The 19,578-nt window shown below is 59.7% G+C and carries 16 protein-coding genes; 7 read left to right on the top strand and 9 right to left on the bottom strand.

Features of this window, described 5'->3' with window-relative positions:
* The 5 genes from APH41_RS18680 to cobA form a co-directional block, all read left to right on the top strand.
* Positions 1–1,299: bifunctional protein-serine/threonine kinase/phosphatase (locus APH41_RS18680; RefSeq protein WP_054920659.1), on the top strand; the 1,299-nt coding region annotated here is incomplete at its 5' end.
* A gap of 232 nt (positions 1,300–1,531) precedes the next feature.
* Entirely contained in the window at positions 1,532–3,985 is a 2,454-nt protein-coding gene (gene nirB, locus APH41_RS18675) for a nitrite reductase large subunit NirB (protein ID WP_054920649.1), read from the top strand.
* Positions 3,982–4,299, top strand: coding sequence for a nitrite reductase small subunit NirD (nirD, locus tag APH41_RS18670; RefSeq protein WP_014719483.1), 318 nt, complete (start codon positions 3,982–3,984; stop codon positions 4,297–4,299). Before nirB ends, nirD begins: the two co-directional genes overlap by 4 nt.
* The gene (locus APH41_RS18665) at positions 4,299–7,007 is read left to right on the top strand and encodes a nitrate reductase (protein ID WP_054920647.1); all 2,709 of its coding nucleotides are present in this window, start codon (positions 4,299–4,301) and stop codon (positions 7,005–7,007) included. Before nirD ends, APH41_RS18665 begins: the two co-directional genes overlap by 1 nt.
* 10 nt (positions 7,008–7,017) lie before the next feature.
* Positions 7,018–7,761 carry a uroporphyrinogen-III C-methyltransferase gene (gene cobA / locus APH41_RS18660; RefSeq protein ID WP_054897190.1) on the top strand — a complete coding sequence of 248 codons (744 nt, stop codon included), beginning with the start codon at positions 7,018–7,020 and terminating at the stop codon, positions 7,759–7,761.
* A gap of 60 nt (positions 7,762–7,821) precedes the next feature.
* Here the strand turns inward: cobA and APH41_RS18655 are convergent, their stop codons facing one another.
* The 8 genes from APH41_RS18655 to ppsA form a co-directional block, all read right to left on the bottom strand.
* On the bottom strand, positions 7,822–8,802 hold the full coding sequence (locus tag APH41_RS18655; RefSeq protein ID WP_019820540.1) for an OmpA family protein: 981 nt from the start codon (positions 8,800–8,802) through the stop codon (positions 7,822–7,824).
* Between the two features lie 107 nt (positions 8,803–8,909).
* On the bottom strand, positions 8,910–9,500 hold the full coding sequence (sigX, locus tag APH41_RS18650) for an RNA polymerase sigma factor SigX (RefSeq protein ID WP_003193286.1): 591 nt from the start codon (positions 9,498–9,500) through the stop codon (positions 8,910–8,912).
* A gap of 87 nt (positions 9,501–9,587) precedes the next feature.
* Positions 9,588–10,412: a mechanosensitive ion channel domain-containing protein gene (locus tag APH41_RS18645; RefSeq protein ID WP_003193288.1), complete on the bottom strand. Its 825-nt coding sequence runs from the start codon at positions 10,410–10,412 to the stop codon at positions 9,588–9,590.
* 2 nt (positions 10,413–10,414) lie between these two features.
* The gene (locus APH41_RS18640) at positions 10,415–10,660 is read right to left on the bottom strand and encodes a hypothetical protein (RefSeq protein WP_014719486.1); all 246 of its coding nucleotides are present in this window, start codon (positions 10,658–10,660) and stop codon (positions 10,415–10,417) included.
* An 86-nt stretch (positions 10,661–10,746) separates the two neighbouring features.
* Complete coding sequence (locus APH41_RS18635; protein WP_054897192.1) at positions 10,747–11,742, bottom strand: zinc transporter ZntB; 996 nt, start codon at positions 11,740–11,742, stop codon at positions 10,747–10,749.
* Positions 11,743–11,767: 25 nt separating this feature from the next.
* Positions 11,768–12,259, bottom strand: a complete 492-nt coding sequence (rraA, locus tag APH41_RS18630; protein ID WP_014719488.1) for a ribonuclease E activity regulator RraA — start codon at positions 12,257–12,259, stop codon at positions 11,768–11,770.
* Positions 12,260–12,488: 229 nt separating this feature from the next.
* Positions 12,489–13,478, bottom strand: coding sequence for an alpha/beta fold hydrolase (locus tag APH41_RS18625; protein ID WP_054897193.1), 990 nt, complete (start codon positions 13,476–13,478; stop codon positions 12,489–12,491).
* Positions 13,479–13,584: 106 nt separating this feature from the next.
* Positions 13,585–15,960 carry a phosphoenolpyruvate synthase gene (ppsA, locus tag APH41_RS18620; RefSeq protein ID WP_003193296.1) on the bottom strand — a complete coding sequence of 792 codons (2,376 nt, stop codon included), beginning with the start codon at positions 15,958–15,960 and terminating at the stop codon, positions 13,585–13,587.
* A gap of 178 nt (positions 15,961–16,138) precedes the next feature.
* Between ppsA and APH41_RS18615 the strand changes: the two genes are divergently transcribed.
* Complete coding sequence (locus APH41_RS18615) at positions 16,139–16,957, top strand: pyruvate, water dikinase regulatory protein (protein WP_003193298.1); 819 nt, start codon at positions 16,139–16,141, stop codon at positions 16,955–16,957.
* A gap of 140 nt (positions 16,958–17,097) precedes the next feature.
* Here the strand turns inward: APH41_RS18615 and APH41_RS18610 are convergent, their stop codons facing one another.
* The gene (locus APH41_RS18610) at positions 17,098–18,522 is read right to left on the bottom strand and encodes a PLP-dependent aminotransferase family protein (RefSeq protein WP_054897194.1); all 1,425 of its coding nucleotides are present in this window, start codon (positions 18,520–18,522) and stop codon (positions 17,098–17,100) included.
* Positions 18,523–18,631: 109 nt separating this feature from the next.
* Between APH41_RS18610 and APH41_RS18605 the strand changes: the two genes are divergently transcribed.
* Positions 18,632–19,576 carry a DMT family transporter gene (locus APH41_RS18605; protein ID WP_019820549.1) on the top strand — a complete coding sequence of 315 codons (945 nt, stop codon included), beginning with the start codon at positions 18,632–18,634 and terminating at the stop codon, positions 19,574–19,576.
* Positions 19,577–19,578 lie beyond the last annotated feature (2 nt).

Genomic DNA, 19,578 nt, shown 5'->3' with positions numbered 1-19,578 from the left:
GCGTATCGTTGGCTTGACGGAGAGTTGCAACGCATCAGCGAAGACCATGTGTGGGAACAGCCGGGCATGCAACATGTGCTCAAGCGCGCCCTCGGCCTGGATCAGCATCTGGTGCTGGATTTCCTCGATGGCCCATTGCGCGAGGGCGAGTGTTTCCTGCTACTCAGCGATGGGGTGTGGGCCACGCTGGGCGATCACAGCATCGGCGCGATCCTGCGCGAACAAAGCGACCTCGAGCTGGCCGTCAACACCCTGGTCAACGCCGCCCACCTAGCGGGTAGTCAAGACAACGCCAGCGCCTTGCTGGTGCGCATCGATCAACTCGGCGCGGCCACCCTCGGCGACGCCTTGGTGCAGTTGCAGCAATGGCCACTGCCGCCACCGCTGAAAGTCGGGCAAACCTTTGAAGGCTGGCAGGTGCAAAGCGTGCTGGCGCAGAGTCGGCAGTCGTTGCTGTACCGCGTGCACGACGCCCAGGGGCAACCCTGGCTGCTCAAGACCTTGCCGTTGCGTTGCGACGATACCGACGCCGCCCAGGCCTTGTTATCGGAGGAATGGTTTCTGCGCCGGGTCGCCGGCCGGGCCTTTCCCGAAGTGCATGCCGCCAGTGGCCGTCAGCATTTGTACTACGTGATGCGCGAATACGCCGGGCAAACCCTGGCCCAACTGTTCCAACAACAGGGCCCGCTGCCGTTGGCACAATGGCAGTCGATTGCCGAACGCTTGCTGCGCGCCGTGGGCCTGTTGCATCGCCGGCAGATCCTGCACCGCGACATCAAGCCAGAAAACCTGCTGCTGGGAGAAGATGGCGAACTGCGAGTGCTGGACTTCGGCCTGGCCTATTGCCCCGGGCTCTCCGAGGACCGTGCGCACCTGCTGCCCGGCACCCCGAGTTTCATCGCGCCCGAGGCGTTCGCTGGCGAGCAGCCTACGGCACAACAGGACTTATATAGCGTCGGCGTGACCTTGTATTACCTGCTGACTGGGCATTACCCCTACGGTGAAATCGAGGCCTTCCAACGGCCCAGGTTTTCCCAACCCGTCAGCGCCAGCCGTTATCGCCCCGACTTGCCGGAATGGTTGCCACACAGCCTGGAACGAGCGGTGACCGCTGTCTCGGCCCAACGTTATGAAACCGCCGAAGAATGGCTGTTGGTGCTGGAACAGGCCGATCGCCGCGAATTGAGCGTACGCCCACGCCCTTTGCTCGAACGCGAACCCTTGAAAGTCTGGCAGACCCTGGCGTTGGCTTCGCTGCTACTCAATCTGGTGCTGCTGTACTGGCTGATGCACCACTAACGGGCAGAATGCGCCGACTCTCTGTGTAAACGCTCAGTAAACCTGGGCTATAGGGACTTGGCACAGCTGCTGCATTAACGTTCCCAACACCCCACATATAGCCGCTCCTTCAACGACGAAGGGCCGAGCTTCCCGAGAGAACGGGACCAGGACAAAGGCGTCCTCGCTAGCTGACTAGCGGGGATGCCTTTTTTGTTTGCGCACGATTTGTCGAGCCATTGCGGAGAACGACATGAAAAAACTCAAACTGGTGATGATCGGCAACGGCATGGCCGGGGTTCGCACCCTTGAAGAACTGCTCAAGCTGAGCAACGAGCTGTACGACATCACCGTGTTCGGCGCCGAGCCTCACACCAACTACAACCGCATCCTGCTGTCGCCGGTACTGGCCGGTGAACAAACCTTCGAAGAGATCGTGCTCAACGACCTGGATTGGTACCTGGACAACAACGTCAAACTGCTGCTCAACCGCAAAGTGGTGCAGATCGACCGGGTCAAGCGCAAAGTCATCGCCGAAGACGGCAGCGAGGCCGAATATGACCGCCTGCTGATCGCCACCGGGTCCACGCCGTTTATCCTGCCAATTCCCGGCAACAGCTTGCAGGGCGTGATTGGTTACCGCGACATTGCCGATACACAGGCGATGATAGACACCGCCAAGACCCACAAGCATGCGGTGGTGATCGGCGGCGGCCTGCTCGGCCTGGAAGCGGCCAACGGCCTGATGCTGCGCGGCATGCACGTGACGGTGGTGCACATCGGTGAATGGCTGCTGGAGCGGCAACTGGACAAGACCAGCGGCCAGCTACTGCAAACCGAACTGGAAAGTCGCGGCCTGGTGTTTCGCCTGTGCGAGCAAACCCAGGCCCTGCACGATGCCGGCAATGGCCGCGTCGGCTCGGTGCAGTTCAAGAATGGCGACATCATCCCCGCCGACCTGGTGGTGATGGCTGCCGGCATCCGCCCCAATACCGAACTCGCGGAAAAGTCCGGCATCCCCTGCAACCGTGGGATCCTGGTCAACGACACGATGCAAACCTACGACCCGCGTATCTATGCGATCGGTGAATGCGCCAGCCATCGCGGCATCGCCTATGGCCTGGTGGCGCCCTTGTTCGAACAGGCCAAGGTCTGCGCCAACCACCTGGCCCAATTGGGCTTTGCCACTTACAAGGGCTCGGTGACCTCGACCAAGCTGAAAGTCACCGGCATCGACCTGTTCTCCGCCGGCGACTTCATGGGCGGCGAAGGCACCGAAACCATCACGCTCTCCGACCCGATTGGCGGCGTGTACAAGAAGCTGGTGATCAAGGACGACATCTTGGTCGGCGCCTGCCTGTACGGCGATACCGCCGATGGCGGCTGGTATTTCCGCCAGATCCGTGAGAACCACGCCATCGGTGAAATCCGCGATCATCTGATGTTCGGTGAAAATGCACTCGGCGATGTCGGCCACCAAGGCCAGGACAAAGCCATGAGCATGGCCGACAGCGCCGAAGTCTGCGGCTGCAACGGCGTGTGCAAGGGCACCATCGTCAAGGCGATCCAGGAACAAGGGCTGTTCAGTGTAGATGAGGTGAAAAAACACACCAAGGCCGCCAGTTCCTGCGGCTCCTGTGCCGGGCTGGTCGAGCAGATCCTGATCAACACCGTGGGCGGCGCCGCCGACGTCAAACCCAAAAGTGAAAAAGCCATCTGTGGCTGCAGCGACCTCAACCACGGGCAGATCCGCCAGGCCATCCGCGAGCAGCACCTGCTGACCATCGACAGCACCATGCGTTACCTGAACTGGCGCACCCCCAATGGCTGCGCCACCTGCCGCCCGGCCCTCAACTACTACCTGATCTCCACCTGGCCCGGTGAAGCCAAGGACGACCCGCAATCGCGGCTGATCAACGAACGGGCCCACGCCAATATTCAAAAAGACGGCACCTACTCTGTGGTCCCACGGATGTGGGGCGGCGTGACCAATCCTTCGGAGTTGCGCCGCATCGCCGATGTGGCCGACAAGTACAACGTGCCGATGGTCAAGGTCACCGGCGGCCAGCGCATTGACTTGCTCGGTATCAAGAAGCAGGACTTGCCAGGGGTATGGAAGGACCTGGATATGCCGTCCGGGCATGCCTATGGCAAATCCATCCGCACCGTCAAAACCTGTGTGGGCAGCGAGTTCTGCCGGTTTGGCACGCAGAACTCGACGCAACTGGGCATCGAGCTGGAGCATGACCTGTTCAATATGTGGTCGCCCCACAAGGTCAAGTTGGCGGTCTCCGGGTGCCCACGCAACTGCTCGGAAGCGGGCATCAAGGACGTAGGCATTATCGGTGTCGACTCGGGCTGGGAGATGTACATCGGTGGCAACGGCGGGATCAAGACCGAAGTCGCGGAGTTCTTCGTCAAGGTGAAGACCGCAGAGGAAGTGCGCGAATACAACGGCGCATTCCTGCAGCTATACCGCGAAGAAGCCTTCTACCTGGAGCGCACCGTGCACTACCTGCAGCGGGTGGGCATGGAGCATATCAAGAAGGCTGTGCTGGAAGACCCGGCCCGCCGCCAGGCCCTCAATGAGCGTTTGCAGTTCTCGTTGTCATTCGAGCAGGACCCATGGAAGGAACGCCTGGAACAGCCGCTGCTGAAAAAGGAATTCGACGTGATCCCCGTCAAACAACTGGAGGTCTCGCTATGAACTGGCTGGATATCTGCGCGCTCGATGAAATCAACGCCCTGGGCTCGCGCATCATCAGCGGGCCGAAAGGTGACATTGCGATTTTTCGCACCAGTGACGATGAAGTCTTTGCCCTCGACGACCGCTGCCCACACAAAGGCGGGCCGCTGTCCCAAGGCTTGATCTACGGCAAGCGGGTGGCCTGCCCGCTGCACAACTGGCAGATCGACCTGGCGACTGGCCAAGCCCAGGCCCCGGATATCGGCTGCGCCCACCATCATCAAGCCCGGGTCGAAAACGGCCGGGTGATGCTGGCCCTGCGGGACGCGGGTTGATGAACCGCCAGACCACCGCGTCCACCTGTTGTTATTGCGGGGTGGGCTGCGGCGTGCTGATCGAGCATGACGATGAACAGATCCTGGGGGTGCAAGGCGACCCCAGCCATCCGGCCAACTTCGGCAAGTTGTGCAGCAAAGGCGCGAGCCTGCACCTGACCGGCGACTTGAGCGCCCGTGCTCTTTACCCGCAATTGCGCTTGGGCAAAGAACTGGCGCGCACTCGCACCGACTGGGACACCGCCCTGGAACACGCGGCCAACGTGTTTGCCGAGACGATTGCCGAACACGGGCCCGACAGCGTGGCGTTCTATATCTCCGGGCAACTGCTGACCGAGGACTACTACAGCTTCAACAAGTTGGCGCGGGCGTTGGTGGGCACTAATAATATCGACAGTAACTCCCGGCTGTGCATGTCTTCGGCGGTGGTCGGCTACAAGCGCAGCCTGGGCGCCGATGCGCCGCCGTGCAGCTATGAAGACCTGGAAAACAGCGACTGCGTGATGATCGTCGGCAGCAATATGGCCTACGCCCACCCGGTATTGTTCCGACGCCTGGAGCAAGCCAAGGCACAACGCCCGCAGATGAAAGTGCTGGTGATTGACCCTCGGCGTACCGACACCTGCGACTTGGCCGACCTGCACTTGGCCATCTTGCCGGGAACGGATGTGGCGTTGTTCCACGGCATTTTGCATTTACTGCTGTGGGAAGACTGGGTCGACCGTGCGTTTATCCAGGCCCATACCGACGGCCTGGCCGAACTCAAGCGCCTGGTGCATGACTACACGCCGCAGATGGTCACGCAGCTGTGCGGCATCAGCGTCGAACAGCTGCGCCTGTGCGCACAGTGGGTCGGCACCTCCAGCAGCTTTTTGTCGCTGTGGTGCATGGGGCTTAACCAATCCACCGCTGGCAGCGCCAAAAACAGCGCGTTGATCAACCTGCATTTAGCCACGGGGACCATTGGCCGGCCGGGCTGCGGGCCGTTTTCCCTGACCGGCCAACCGAACGCCATGGGCGGGCGCGAAACCGGCAGCCTGTCCAACTTGCTGCCGGGCCACCGCGAAGCGGCCAACCCTGAACACCGCGCTGAAGTAGCGGCCTATTGGGGCGTGGAACAACTGCCCGCGACTACGGGCCTTACCGCCATCGAACTGTTTGAACAGGGGCAGGCTGGCAAGATCAAGGCGTTGTGGATTGCCTGTACCAACCCTGCCCAATCGCTGCCCGACCAGAACGCGGTGCGCGCCGCTTTGGCAGCGTGCCCGTTCGTGGTGTTGCAGGAAGCGTTTCGTACCACCGAAACCGCCGCCTATGCCGACCTGCTACTGCCCGCCGCCAGTTGGGGTGAAAAAGACGGCACGGTGACCAACTCTGAGCGGCGTATTTCCCACGTGCGCCGCGCCATCAACCCACCGGGTGAAGCACGCGCGGATTGGGCGATCACCGTGGATTTCGCACAGCGCCTGGAGCGTCGTCTGCGTCCGGGATTGCCGAGCCTGTTCGCCTTTGAGCAAGCGGCGCAGCTGTTTGATGAATTCAAGCCACTGACTCAAGGCCGTGACCTGGATATGTCCGGCATCAGCCACGCCCTGCTCGACCAGCTCGGCCCGCAGCAATGGCCGTTTCCCGAGGGTGCGCAAGCGGGTACGTCGCGCCTGTACACCAACGGCATTTTCCCTACTGACACGGGCCGGGCGCGATTTGTCGCCGAGCCTTACCGCGCCGCCAAGGAACAGCGCGATGCGCGATTCCCCCTGACCCTGATCACCGGTCGCCTGCGTGATCAATGGCATGGGATGAGCCGCACCGGCACGGCAGCGCAGCTGTTCGGGCACGTCAGTGAAGCATTGTTGAGCCTGCATCCGGATGAGCTACGCCGCCACCGCTTCAAAGAGGGTGACCTGGTCAGCCTGAAAAGCCGTCGCGGCAGCGTGATCGTCGTCGTCGGCAGCGATGACAGTGTGCGTCCCGGCCAAGCGTTTCTGCCCATGCACTGGGGCGACCGCTTTCTCAAGGGCGGCGTCAATACCCTCACTCAACCGGCGTTCGACCCATTGTCCAAGCAGCCGGAGCTCAAGCACAGCGGCGTGCGCCTGGAAGCAGTGCAACTGCCGTGGCAGCTGTTTGCGCTGATCGAAGGCGATGTACAGCAACACTTCGAAGCCTTGCGCCCACTGTGTGAAACCTTTGCCTACGTCAGCCTGAGCCTGGCTGGCCGTGAACGCCCCGCGCTGCTGGTGCGCGCCGCGCATACCGAGGCGCCCGACCTGCAACTCTTGACCCGTATCGACCACCTGCTGGGCCTCAACGACGGCCCGGTAATGGCCTATGACGACCCGCGCCGCTCAATCGGCAAGCGCGTAAAAATCGAGAAAGGTCGCATCACCGCCCTGCGCCTGGCCGGCGAAACCCTGGCCCGTCACTGGCTGCAAAGCCTGTGGCTGGAAGGCCGGGCCGACGAGCAACTGCGGCGCTGGTTGCTGGCGCCCTTGAGCGCGCCGCCGGGCGGTGCAACGGCCAGCAACAAGATTGTGTGCAACTGCAAGAACGTCAGCGAAAACGCCGTGTGCGCCGGTATCGGCAGCGGCCTGGACCTGGATGGCCTCAAACAGGCCCTGGGCTGCGGCACCCAATGCGGCTCCTGCGTGCCGGAAATCAAACGTCTTTTGGCCAGCAACCCGCAGCCAATCGCCATCAGTGTGTAAGGGGAACAACATGAGCGCAAAAGTGTGGCTGGTAGGCGCAGGACCGGGTGACCCGGAGTTGCTGACCCTGAAAGCGGTCCGGGCTCTGCAGGCAGCGGACGTCGTGCTGATTGATGATCTGGTCAACCCGGCAGTACTGGAACACTGCGCCAGCGCTCGGGTGATTACCGTTGGCAAGCGCGGGGGATGTCGCTCTACACCGCAGGATTTCATTCACCGCCTGATGTTGCGTTATGCACGCCAGGGCAAATGCGTAGTACGTCTTAAAGGCGGTGACCCGTGTATTTTTGGCCGCGGTGGCGAGGAGGCAACCTGGCTGCGCGAGCGTGGAGTCGATGTGGAATTGGTCAATGGCATCACCTCAGGGCTGGCCGGGGCGACCCAGTGTGACATCCCTTTGACCTTGCGCGGGGTGAGCCGTGGAGTGACCTTGGTCACCGCGCATACCCAGGATGACAGTAGCTTGAACTGGCGTGCGCTGGCGGAGGGTGGAACCACGCTGGTGGTATATATGGGCGTGGCGAAGCTGGAAGAAATCCGCGAACAGCTGCTCAACGGCGGCATGGCTGCGGATATGCCGGTGGCAATGATCGAAAACGCTTCATTGCCCCAGCAACGCGAATGCCGCAGCTCCCTGGCGGCCATGCATGAAGCTGCAAAAGCCTTTGCACTGAAGAGCCCGGCCATCCTGGTGATTGGCCAGGTTGCCGGCGCCGCACAGATGGCTAGCATCGCCGCTGCGGCAAGCGCCTGAGGCAAATCGCAGGCGAAAAAAAGCCCGGCCTGAGCCGGGCTTTTCTTTACTACTCAGTAATTACTGAGCGGTAGCTTCAACCGACGCTTCTACGCGACGGTTAACAGCGCGACCAGCTTCAGTTGCGTTGTCAGCAACTGGGCGGGATTCGCCGTAACCAACAGCAGTTACACGGCTAGGAGCAACGCCGTCTTTAACCAGGACTTGCTTAACAGCGTCAGCACGACGCTGGGACAGCTTCTGGTTGTAAGCGTCTGGACCTACGGAGTCAGTGTGACCAGCAACTTCTACGTTGGTAGCTGGGTACTGAGCCATGAAGTCGGCCAGGTTTTTAACGTCGCCGTAGCTGTTAGGCTTAACAACGGCCTTGTCGAAGTCGAACTTAACGTCCAGCTCAACACGAACAACCTGAGCAACCGGAGCTTCTGGCTCTGGAACTGGCTCTGGAGCTGGTGCTGGGGTAGGAGCTGGAGCAGCTGCGCCAGCGTTACCGCCGAAGTTCACGCCCAGGCCAACCAGTGCGGAGTAGTCCCACTTGCCGTTGTCCAGACCGTAGTCAGCTTCAACACCAGCACGAGCGTACAGGTTGTTGGTGAAGTAGTACTTCACGCCGGTACCGATGGTAGCGAAAGTGGTCTGGTCGCGACCGCTGTGGCCGTCAGCCTGAACGTTGGTACGGCTCTGGTGGCCGAAACCGCCTTCAACGTATGGACGCAGGCTATCAACGCCAGCCTGACCGAAGTGGTACTGAGCAACGAGGCTGCCAGTGTCACCTTTGATCTTCTGGTTGCCAGTGCCGTCGTTCGAACGGGTGTGGTTGGTCTTGTCGTACGACAGATTCAACGACAGATCGTCGGTCAGGAAGTAACCAATGCGAGCGCCTGGGTTGAAGCCGTCTTCGATGTGCTTAACGCTATCGTTGTACTGCTTCTTGTAGAACAGCTCGCCTTCAACTGCGCCTTGGCCTTGTGCCAGAACGCCGAAAGAAGTAGCGGCAATAAGAGAACCAATGGCCAAGCCCAAGGTGTTTTTCAGTTTCATCCGTTAAATCCCCATCTGGTGATTGTAAAGCAGTCCCACAAACCGGGGGACAACTCGGCGACAAGTCTAACAGAACTTGCCTACACGTAAGAGATATTTGCTACGCACTAAGTTTCAGTCTCGCCCGCAAATTTCTCACGTAATTTATCAAGAGCACGCTTGTACCGCATTTTTGTAGCACTCAAACCCATATGCATGATGTCAGCGATTTCCTGAAATTCCAGCTCTGCGACAAATCGAAGCACCAGAATTTCGCGGTCAATCGGGTTCACATGCACCAACCAGCGATCAAGTCCGCCCTTTTCCTCGGGTGCCGGCGCCTTCTCTTCAGACGCCTCCTCAAGGGGGTCCAGACTCAAAGCGTCCATCAAGCGACGCTTTCGCCGTTCCTTCCGATACTGCGTGATGCACTCGTTGTACGTGATGCTGTACAGCCAGGTCTTGAACTTCGATTTGCCCTCGAAGTTCTTCAGGCCGTATAGCACCTTGAGCATCACTTCCTGACAGACATCATCCGCGTCTCTATCGTTCCCCAAATACCTTGAACAAACGTTGAACAGAGTGCGTTGATACCTGCGCATCAATTCTTCGTACGCGCGTGTTACGTGAAACAGCTCCGTGTGCGAGCGCGCGACCAACTCCTCATCAGAGAGCTCACGGGGGTCATAGCGCGTGGACAGCGTTTGGGCTTTATTCAAAACAAGTCGTGCCGACAGTCAGGTCAATGTCCGCTGCAACCCGGTCACCCGGGTTTGCGGCGGCGTACATTAGCAGGATTTGCCGGATTAGCGGCTACTGACCTGCTGCTCCAGGAGAATCCGGTTCGACAGTGACACCAGTTCCCCGTCATCGGTCAGCACGGTCGTCTTGACTGTGCCGATCTCCTCGATTTGCCCTTCGACCTCGCCCACACGCACCTGTTGCCCAACTTGATACAGCTCACGCACATAGATTCCCGCAAGAATCTGACCGGCAATTTCCCGGCTTCCCAACCCCATGGCCAGCGCAACTGCCAGACCAACGGTAATCAAAACAATCACAATAACGTGGTTGAGCAGGTCAGTCTTGACCTCCAACTGGCTGATCGCGACGGAAATACTGATGATGATCACCAGCCCCTGTGCGATTCGCCCCAGGCCTGCCGCGTAGTCCAACCCCACGCCTTCGGCGGCCCCGCGCACCAGCCCGTTGGCCAGTTGCGCGAGTAAAACCCCCACCAGCAGCACCAGCGCGCCGCCGAAAACTTTCGGCAAATACAGTGCCAGCATGTCGAGCGTAGCTGAAACTCGCTCAAGTCCAAGGGACTGCGCTGCAGAAACCAGAAAAATAAGTAGAACAAACCAATAGACGATCTTGCCGATCAGGGTCGAAATCGGTACTTGCAACCCCGCGCGGCCGAGCAATTTGGTCAGGCCAGTGCCCGCCATCAGGCGATCGAGCCCCAGTTTGGCGAGCAATTTGGACAGCAGGGTATCGAGCAGCTTGGCCACGACAAAACCCAGCAATACCAGGACCAGGGCACCAAACAGGTTGGGAATGAAATTCGCCACCTTGGTCCACAATGCGGTCATCGCGGTGACCAGGCTCTGGGTCCAGAGATCAAGTTCCATATTCAATCAGCCTTATCAGCAGTGCTAGCAAGAGGTTTACGACGGGAAACCGGTGACACATGGGCCGAACCATTGTTCAGGGCCATCATCAACGCCGGCAACCAACGCCCGAGCAGACCGAACAGGTCACCCGCCCCTACCTGACGGTTGGCGGTTTTCAGTACGCGGCCCAGGCAGGCATCGTCATCACGGTTGGATGGCGAAGCATTGAGCATGTCACGCAAAGATTGTTCGAACGGATCGTGCATAGAGACCTCTCGCAAGTGATTTAAAAGACGAGGGTAAAATTCATCGGGTCACATCGGCCCTTTCTTACGTTCAGGTCATATTCAGGTCAAACCCAGCGCAATCGTCGAAACAGCCACCATTGCCCCAGTGCCACAGACACCATCAACAGGCACGCAATCATGAATCCATAAGGGCTGGCAGAGAACGGAATGCCGCCCACATTGATACCGAGCAAACCGGTAAGAAAACTCATCGGCAAGAAGATCCCGGTGATGATCCCGAAGCGGTACATGGTGCGGTTCATGCGCAGGCTCAAGCGCCGGTCTTCAGCCTCCAGCACAAGCCCCACGCGCTCTCTGGCCAATTCCAGCTCTTCCAGGTAACGGGTCAGGCTGTTGTGCAGTTCGTTCCAATAGTCGGCATCGTCGTCGCAGAACCACGCCAATTTGATTCGTGTCAGCTGGGCGAAAATATCCCGCTGTGGGGCCAGGAAGCGCTTGAGTCCGGCGGCTCTTCGACGGATCTGCAGAACGCTGCCGTGCTCCGGGGTATACCGTTCGTCGGCATCGAGTTTTTCTTCCTCGGAATCGACGATTTCAGACAAGCCAGCGACCAGATCCTGCACTTTGTTGGTCAGGTACTGAGCCATATAAAGGATGAGTTCAGACGCCGTCCTGGGGCCTTTGCCGTCTGCCAGTTGCACCAGCAACTCATCGGTAGCGCGCAAGGGGCGCAAACGCAGGGAAATCACTCGGTTGGCGGCGGCGAAGATGCGCACCGACACCATGTCTTCCGGCTCCGCGCCTGGGTTGAGATTGATCCCGCGCAGAAACAACAGCAATTCGGCGTCCGGCAGCGGCAACAGGCGTGGGCGGGTGTTTTCCTCCAGCAGCAAGTCACAGGCAAACTCGCTCAGGCCGCTGGATTTACGCAGCCAGGTCTGGGTTTGAGGATGGCTGCGATCCCAGTGCAGCCACAGGCTTTCCTGGGGCTGCAACTGCAAATCGTCGAGCTCAGTCCGGGCAATCGAACGCGCACCGCCTTTACCGTCCAGCACCAGGGCATGCACCAGCCCCCATTGCGCGTTTTCTTCTTCGAACATCCTCACCCCGATCGGTTGCGGCAGTTTATTCAGGCATTTTCAGCGGGCTGGGTGACACGATCACCCCGTTGTTATCGGCATAAATGTACTCACCGGGGCGGAACGTCACGCCTGCGAATGTCACCGGCACGTTCAGGTCGCCAAGGCCGCGCTTGTCGGTTTTTTTCGGATGAGAGGCCAGGGCCTGCACACCCAGGTCGGTCTGGGCGATGACGTCTACGTCACGGATGCACCCGTAGATTACCAGCCCTTCCCAACCATTTTTCGCGGCTTTCTCGGCAATCATGTCACCCAGCAACGCGCAGCGCAGCGAACCACCACCGTCTACCACCAGCACTTTACCAGCGCCCGGCAGGTCAGCCTGCGCCTTGACCAGCGAGTTATCCTCGAAGCATTTGAGGGTGACTATCTCGCCACCAAAGGAGTCTCGGCCACCGAAGTTGCTGAACATCGGCTCCACTACCTGCACCAGCTCCGGGTAGGCGTCACACAGGTCGGGGGTCACGTAATGGTTCATCGAGAAACTCCTGTCATCAAAGAAGAGGTCGAACATCCACGGTGTACATCAAGAAAACGCCCCGCGACAGGCATTCTTTAAGCGCCTGCGGGTGGGCGGCGGCCATGATCAAACCACGATCAGCGCAACGCAATACACGTTACGCGACTGAATATGACCAGAAGCGCGTGGCGCGTCATATCTTAGCCGCAACCATTCAAGAGTGAAACGCCCTTGGTAGAGCGTTTCGTCAAACCGCTGCGGACACCTCGGGCTGCGTACCCAACAAGGGTGTCAGCGGGTCGTTCAACCAACGCTCGACCAAAGGCCACACTTGGGCCTGGGCCGCTTTGCTGACCAGCATCTGCACATGGCCGAAATCCTCGCTGAAACCTTGCTGACGTCCCAGGCACAGGTACTGGCGATGCTCGCTGCCCACTTGCTCGAAGAGCTTGCGGCAGGCCCAGTCCGGGTCTTGCCGGTCGCCCGCTGCGCTCACCGCCAACAGCGGCACATCGACCTGCGCCAAGCCTTTCCACCAGTCATGCTCGGCATCGCCAAACCGGCCGAACAGGCCGTTCCAACGCATCGCTTCGATCATCACGCCGGCCGGCTCGTCCTCGGGCCCACGCTTGAAGCGCGGGCCGGACAGATGGGCAAGGCGCTTGAGGATAAAGCGACCGCTCCACTCCACCGGTGGAATTTTCAACGGCCAGTGGGTGCGACTGACCTGGCAGCCGAACAACGCCACCGAGGCCACCCCCGATGCATCCAAGTGCCGCCCACCCAAGGCCGCAGCCAGGGTAGTGGCACCGAGGGAATGCCCGATCCAGTGCGGAATCTGCCCGCTTTGCTCACACACAAACGCCCCCACGGCCGGCAAATCGTAGCGCGCGTAATCGGCGACACGGTTTCTGGCGTAGTCTTGATTGCGTTTGGACAAACCATGGCCGCGCATTTCCGGGATCCACACATCAAATCCGCGACGCGCCAGGTAAGCCCCCAGGCCGATACCTTTGGGCGAATACCAGAAACGCCGGTTGGAAAAACTGCCATGCAACAAAATAATCGGCGTGCCCCGGTTTTCCGGGACATCGGCCAGGCCCAAACGGGTAACCGCCAGCTCGACGGTGCCGTCCGGGCTGTTACCGGGTTTGAGCCGGTAGACGTCTTCACTCAGGTCGCCGCGACGTTCAGCACTGATCAGGGCGACAGGAAACAGATGGCTGCTGCTTTGCATAATGCTCTTGCACAAAAAAGGGCGGCGTCCGCAAGGATTCCCGCCCTGTACAGATAAGAATGCCGGTCACCCGCAACGAGTGACCGGCACTTTTGACCACGCGACCTTAGGCGGACGCTTGGCCTTCAGCCAGGAAGAACCAGGTTTCCAGCACGGAATCGGGGTTCAGCGAGACGCTCTCGATCCCCTGCTCCATCAGCCATTTGGCCAGGTCAGGGTGGTCCGAAGGGCCTTGGCCGCAGATACCGATGTACTTGCCAGCCTTGTTACAAGCCTGGATGGCGTTGGCCAGCAGCTTCTTGACCGCTGGGTTACGTTCGTCGAACAGGTGGGCGATGATCCCCGAATCGCGGTCCAGGCCCAAGGTCAACTGGGTCAGGTCGTTCGAGCCGATGGAGAAACCGTCGAAGAACTCCAGGAACTCTTCAGCCAGGATGGCGTTGGACGGCAATTCGCACATCATGATCACCCGCAGGCCGTTCTCGCCGCGGGTCAGGCCGTTTTCGGCCAGCAGGTCCACCACTTGGCTCGCTTCGCCCAGGGTGCGCACGAACGGCACCATGATCTCGACGTTGGTCAGGCCCATCTCGTTGCGCACACGCTTGAGCGCACGGCATTCGAGCTCGAAGCAGTCACGGAAGGCTTCGCTGATGTAACGCGAGGCGCCGCGGAAACCCAGCATCGGGTTTTCTTCTTCCGGCTCGTAGAGCTTGCCGCCGATCAGGTTCGCGTATTCATTGGACTTGAAGTCCGACAGGCGCACGATGACCTTTTTCGGGTAGAACGCCGCAGCCAGGGTGCTGATGCCTTCGACCAGTTTCTCGACGTAGAAACCTACCGGGTCGTTGTAGCCGGCGATGCGCTTGTCGACGCTTTCCTTGATGTCCAGCGGCAGCCCGTCATAGTTCAGCAGTGCCTTGGGGTGCACGCCGATCATGCGGTTGATGATGAATTCCAGGCGGGCCAGGCCCACGCCGGCGTTCGGCAACTGCGCAAAATCAAAGGCGCGGTCCGGGTTGCCGACGTTCATCATGATCTTGAACGGCAGGTCGGGCATGGCGTCGATGGAGTTTTGCTTGATATCGAAGCCCAGCTCACCTTCGAAGATAAAGCCGGTATCGCCTTCGGCGCAGGAAACGGTCACGCCCTGGCCATCCTTGAGCAGTTGGGTGGCGTTGCCGCAACCCACGACTGCCGGAATCCCCAGCTCACGGGCAATGATCGCCGCGTGGCAGGTACGCCCGCCACGGTTGGTGACAATGGCACTGGCGCGCTTCATCACCGGTTCCCAATCCGGGTCGGTCATGTCGGAAACCAGTACGTCACCCGGCTGGACCTTGTCCATCTCGGACACGTCCTTGATGATCCGCACCTTGCCTGCGCCAATGCGTTGGCCAATGGCACGGCCTTCCACCAGCACGGTGCCGGTTTCCTTGAGCAGGTAGCGCTCCATGACGTTGGCCGAAGTGCGGCTCTTCACGGTTTCCGGGCGAGCCTGCACGATGTACAGCTTGCCGTCGTCACCGTCCTTGGCCCACTCGATGTCCATCGGGCACTTATAGTGCTTTTCGATGATCATCGCTTGTTTGGCCAACTCACTGACTTCAGCGTCGGTCAGGCAGAAACGCGCGCGCTCGGCCTTGTCGACTTCAACGGTTTTGACCGAGCGACCGGCCTTGGCCTCATCGCCGTAGATCATTTTGATGGCCTTGCTGCCCAGGTTACGGCGCAGGATGGCCGGGCGGCCCGCTTCGAGGGTGCCCTTGTGTACGTAGAATTCGTCGGGGTTGACCGCGCCTTGTACGACGGTTTCGCCCAGGCCGTAGGCGCCGGTGATAAACACCACGTCACGGAAACCGGATTCGGTATCCAGGGTGAACATCACACCGGCAGTGCCGGTTTCCGAACGCACCATGCGCTGCACACCGGCAGACAGGGCCACCAGCTTGTGGTCGAAACCCTGGTGTACGCGATAGGAAATCGCACGGTCGTTAAAGAGGGAGGCAAACACTTCCTTGGCCGCGCGGATCACGTTTTCGACGCCGCGAATGTTGAGGAAGGTTTCCTGCTGGCCCGCAAAGGAGGCGTCCGGCAAGTCTTCGGCGGTGGCAGAGGAACGCACGGCAACAGCCATGTCCGGGTTACCGGCCGACAGAGTGGCGAAGGCGGTGCGAATTTCTTCGTTGAGCTTCTCGGGGAACTCGGCTTCCATGATCCACTGGCGGATCTGGGCGCCGGTCTTGGCCAGGGCGTTGACGTCATCGACGTCCAGGGCGTCCAGCGCGGCGTGGATCTGGGCGTTGAGGCCGCTCAGCTCGAGGAAGTCGCGGTAAGCCTGGGCCGTGGTGGCGAAACCACCGGGCACCGAGACACCAGCGCCTGCAAGATTACTGATCATCTCGCCGAGGGATGCGTTCTTGCCCCCCACATGCTCTACATCATGGACGCCGAGCTTATCGAGGGAAACTACGTACTCTACCAAGGTGATCTCTCCACTTTCTGTGTTGGAAAAGCTCAGGACGCGGGTTGCTCAGTAGGAGCTAACGCCAGCGCTTGTGGCCTGGACCTGGAAAATAAGTGAGAATGCGGCCCACTGCGGGACGGCAAAATCGCGCCTATCATATCCAAGATTCGCCATCAGCTTAAGGCCCAGGGCTCAAATGAAACGATCTGCTTTCTTTATTTCCGACGGCACCGGCATCACAGCCGAAACATTGGGCCAGAGCCTGCTCGCGCAGTTCGAAAACATTACCTTCGCCAAATTCACCCGGCCTTATATAGACAGCGTGGATAAAGCGCGGGCCATGGTACAACAAATCAATCTGGCGGCTGAAAAAGACGGTTTTCGCCCGATCATTTTCGACACCATCGTCAATCAAGACATTCGTGAGATTCTCGCAACGTCGAATGGTTTCATGATCGACATTTTCTCTACCTTCCTGGCGCCGCTGGAACAGGAGTTGAGTGAACATTCGTCCTATTCCGTCGGAAAATCCCATTCCATCGGGCATAACTCCAACTATATGGAGCGTATCGAGGCGGTGAACTTCGCCCTCGACAACGACGACGGTGCCCGCACCCACTACTACGACAAGGCCGACCTGATCCTGGTGGGCGTGTCGCGTTGCGGCAAGACCCCCACCTGCCTGTACATGGCCATGCAATTCGGTATTCGTGCGGCCAACTACCCGCTGACCGAAGACGACATGGAGCACCTGACCCTGCCCGCCGCCTTGCGCGCGCATTCACACAAGCTGTTCGGCCTGACCATCGACCCGGACCGGCTGACCGCCATCCGCAACGAACGCAAGCCCAACAGCCGCTACTCCAGCTATGCCCAGTGCGAATTTGAAGTGCGTGAAGTAGAAAATCTGTTTCGCCGGGAGAATATTGCGCACATCAATTCCACGCATTTTTCGGTGGAAGAGATTTCGGCGAAGATTCTGGTGGAGAAGGGTGTGGAGCGGCGCTTCAAGTGATCTCTGTCGCCTGATCTGATCGTTCCCACGCTCTGCGTGGGAACGCCGCCTGGGACGCTCCGCGTCCCGCAATAGCGACGCGGAGCGTCGCAAGATGCATTCCCACGCAGAGCGTGGAAACGAGCAACGGTAACGCGGATTTACAGATGAAACCGCCCGCCCCCCTGCCCCAACGCCGTCGCCAGCGCATCAAACCCCTCGCGCAATAACTGATCATCACCCGACGTGTTGCAGATACTCGCCCGAATAAACTGCGGCACCGCCGTCTGCCCCACGGCAAACGCCTCGGCGGTGGCGATCAGGTAATTATTCTGCTTGAGCTCTGCCTCGATTTCCGAGGCCCGCCAGGGCTCCGGTACTTCGATCCAGAAGTGCGGGCTATTGAGGTGGGTGCGATAGGCCAGGCCGGTCAATAAATCTTCGACCAGCGTCTTGCGACGGCTGATCTCGTTGATCTGCTGACGCAACAAATATTCCGCCGTGCCGTTTTCAATCCACTGGGTCGCCAGTTCCAGGGTCACAGGTGTGGCCATCCAGCAGGTCGAACGCAACGCCGCCGAAATGCGACTGACCAGCGCCGGCGGCGCATGCACGTAGCCCACCCGCAAACCGGCCGATACCGCCTTGCTCAGGCTGCTGATCAAGATCGTACGCTCAGGCGCGAAATAACTGAGGGGCGGCGGACGGTCCTCCACCAGCACACCGTGGGCTTCGTCCTCCAGAATCAGCAGGTTATGTTCGCGACACACCCTGGCCAAGGCTTCGCGGCGCGCCACCGACAACACAGCGGTGGTCGGATTCTGGATAGTCGGCGTGCAGTACAACGCCGAAATACGGTGATTGCGACAGACCTCATCCAGCGCCGTGGGCAGCACACCTTCCTCGTCCATCTCCAGGCCGATCAGCCGCACCCCCAACATGCGTGCGGCGGTAATCAGCCCTGGGTAAGTCAGTTGCTCGGTCACCACTGTATCGCCAGCACGCAGCAACGCCATCATGGCGCACAGCAAGCCGTGCTGGCCGCCGTTGACGCAGATGACCTGCTCGGGAATCGGATGAAACTCGCGCTGTACCAGCCATTGCGCGCCCGCTTCACGGTAACGCGGCAGGCCGGCGTCGGGGGTGTAGGCGCTGATGTCCTGGAGGAACTTGGCGTTGGTCGACAGGGTTTGGAAGCTCTGGGCGAGAAACACCGTCTCTTGCCCGGGAATGTGCATGTTGCGGCTCATGTCGAAGTACTGGCGCGGCTCCTCGCTGAAATTACGAAAGCCCTCATCACGCTGGCGCTCCATCCCACGCTTGCGCACGAAGGTGCCGTCACCTACCCGTGCAACCACCAGGCCCAGGCGTTCCAGTTCACCGTAAGCCCGGCTGATGGTGCCGATGGTCACGCCTAAATTGTCGGAAAGCACCCGATGGGGCGGCAGTTTTCGTCCCGGTTCAATCAAGCCTTCGAGGATGCCCCGTTCCATCACATCAGACAGGCGCTTGTACTTCACGCCCTGCCCGTTGGACAGGCCCTCACGCATAATTGACACCATGTCAATATTTGTTTTGACAGCCATCTTTCGCCCTAATAGTGTGCTTTTACGGGTTCAATCGCCGATAAACATAACTCATTACAAGTTCAATATAGAGTTCAATTTCGGCCCAGGGAAGCAATAAACGATGCCAATGTCCGCCGTTCTCGAAAACACTGCAAAAACAAAAACGCAAAAACAGTGGCTCGCCGGGCTGGTGACCAGCGTGATGTTCCTTATCGTGTGCCTGAGTTGGGGCACTACGTGGCTGGGCATCAAGATCGCCGTCGAGAGCGTGCCGCCGCTGACATCTGCCGGCCTGCGCTTTCTCATCGCGTTTCCGCTGTTCCTGTGTTTTGCCATGGTGCGCCGTGAGCCGATCCTGTTTCCCCGGGAAAGCCGCTGGTTCTTCGTATTCGTGACCCTGTCCTACTTCAGCGTTCCCTACTATTTGCTCAATTACGGCGAAATGCATGTGTCGTCGGGCCTCACGGCCCTGCTGTTCAGCTGCATGCCAGTGTTCATCCTGATCTTCTCCGCGCTGTTCCTGCGCGAGCGCATCTATTTCTCCCAGGTGGTCGGCATCGGCATTGGTTTCGGCAGCCTTTACATGATCATCAAGAGCCAGGGCCTGCATCTGGACCACGCCGAGTTCTTCGGGGTACTGGCCATTCTGAGCGCCGCGATCATGCACGCCTTGTGCTATGTCATTACCAAACAAAAAGGCAGCGCCATCAGCGTCATCACTTACAACACCCTGCCCATCGGCATTGCCGGGCTGATGCTGTTCCTGGCCGGCCTGTGGTTTGAAACACCGACGTTCGACGCCATTACCCTGCGCTCCTGGAGCGCGCTGTTCTACCTGGGGCTGGTGGCCTCGGTGGGCGGGTTCATTGTGTATTTCATGCTGCTCAAGCGCCTGAGCCCGATCATCCTGTCGTTCGTCTTCATCATCTTCCCGGTGTTCGCGGTCATCATCGGAGCCTGGTACGAAGGCGTGGAAATTTCCCGCGACCTGATGCTGTACTCGGCGATCCTGCTGGCCGGCTTTGCGATCACCAAATTGCCGATCGAAAAACTCATGGCCAAGAAAAAGTGACC

It is taken from the genome of Pseudomonas sp. NBRC 111138 (assembly GCF_001320835.1).
GTDB classification, from domain to species: Bacteria; Pseudomonadota; Gammaproteobacteria; order Pseudomonadales; family Pseudomonadaceae; genus Aquipseudomonas; species Aquipseudomonas paracarnis.
Note: the sequence above shows the minus strand (reverse complement) of the source record. Positions and strands in the feature narration are given on the sequence as shown.

Excerpts from the sequence above, each read along its gene's own strand:
- rraA (WP_014719488.1), bottom strand. The coding sequence starts at position 12,259 with ATGAACCATTACGTGACCCCCGACCTGTGTGACGCCTACCCGGAGCTG.
- APH41_RS18625 (WP_054897193.1), bottom strand. The coding sequence starts at position 13,478 with ATGCAAAGCAGCAGCCATCTGTTTCCTGTCGCCCTGATCAGTGCTGAA.
- nirD (WP_014719483.1), top strand. The coding sequence starts at position 3,982 with ATGAACTGGCTGGATATCTGCGCGCTCGATGAAATCAACGCCCTGGGC.
- APH41_RS18645 (WP_003193288.1), bottom strand. The coding sequence starts at position 10,412 with ATGGAACTTGATCTCTGGACCCAGAGCCTGGTCACCGCGATGACCGCA.
- APH41_RS18655 (WP_019820540.1), bottom strand. The coding sequence starts at position 8,802 with ATGAAACTGAAAAACACCTTGGGCTTGGCCATTGGTTCTCTTATTGCC.
- APH41_RS18640 (WP_014719486.1), bottom strand. The coding sequence starts at position 10,660 with ATGCACGATCCGTTCGAACAATCTTTGCGTGACATGCTCAATGCTTCG.
- APH41_RS18615 (WP_003193298.1), top strand. The coding sequence starts at position 16,139 with ATGAAACGATCTGCTTTCTTTATTTCCGACGGCACCGGCATCACAGCC.
- APH41_RS18665 (WP_054920647.1), top strand. The coding sequence starts at position 4,299 with ATGAACCGCCAGACCACCGCGTCCACCTGTTGTTATTGCGGGGTGGGC.
- cobA (WP_054897190.1), top strand. The coding sequence starts at position 7,018 with ATGAGCGCAAAAGTGTGGCTGGTAGGCGCAGGACCGGGTGACCCGGAG.
- APH41_RS18635 (WP_054897192.1), bottom strand. The coding sequence starts at position 11,742 with ATGTTCGAAGAAGAAAACGCGCAATGGGGGCTGGTGCATGCCCTGGTG.
- nirB (WP_054920649.1), top strand. The coding sequence starts at position 1,532 with ATGAAAAAACTCAAACTGGTGATGATCGGCAACGGCATGGCCGGGGTT.
- APH41_RS18605 (WP_019820549.1), top strand. The coding sequence starts at position 18,632 with ATGTCCGCCGTTCTCGAAAACACTGCAAAAACAAAAACGCAAAAACAG.
- APH41_RS18610 (WP_054897194.1), bottom strand. The coding sequence starts at position 18,522 with ATGGCTGTCAAAACAAATATTGACATGGTGTCAATTATGCGTGAGGGC.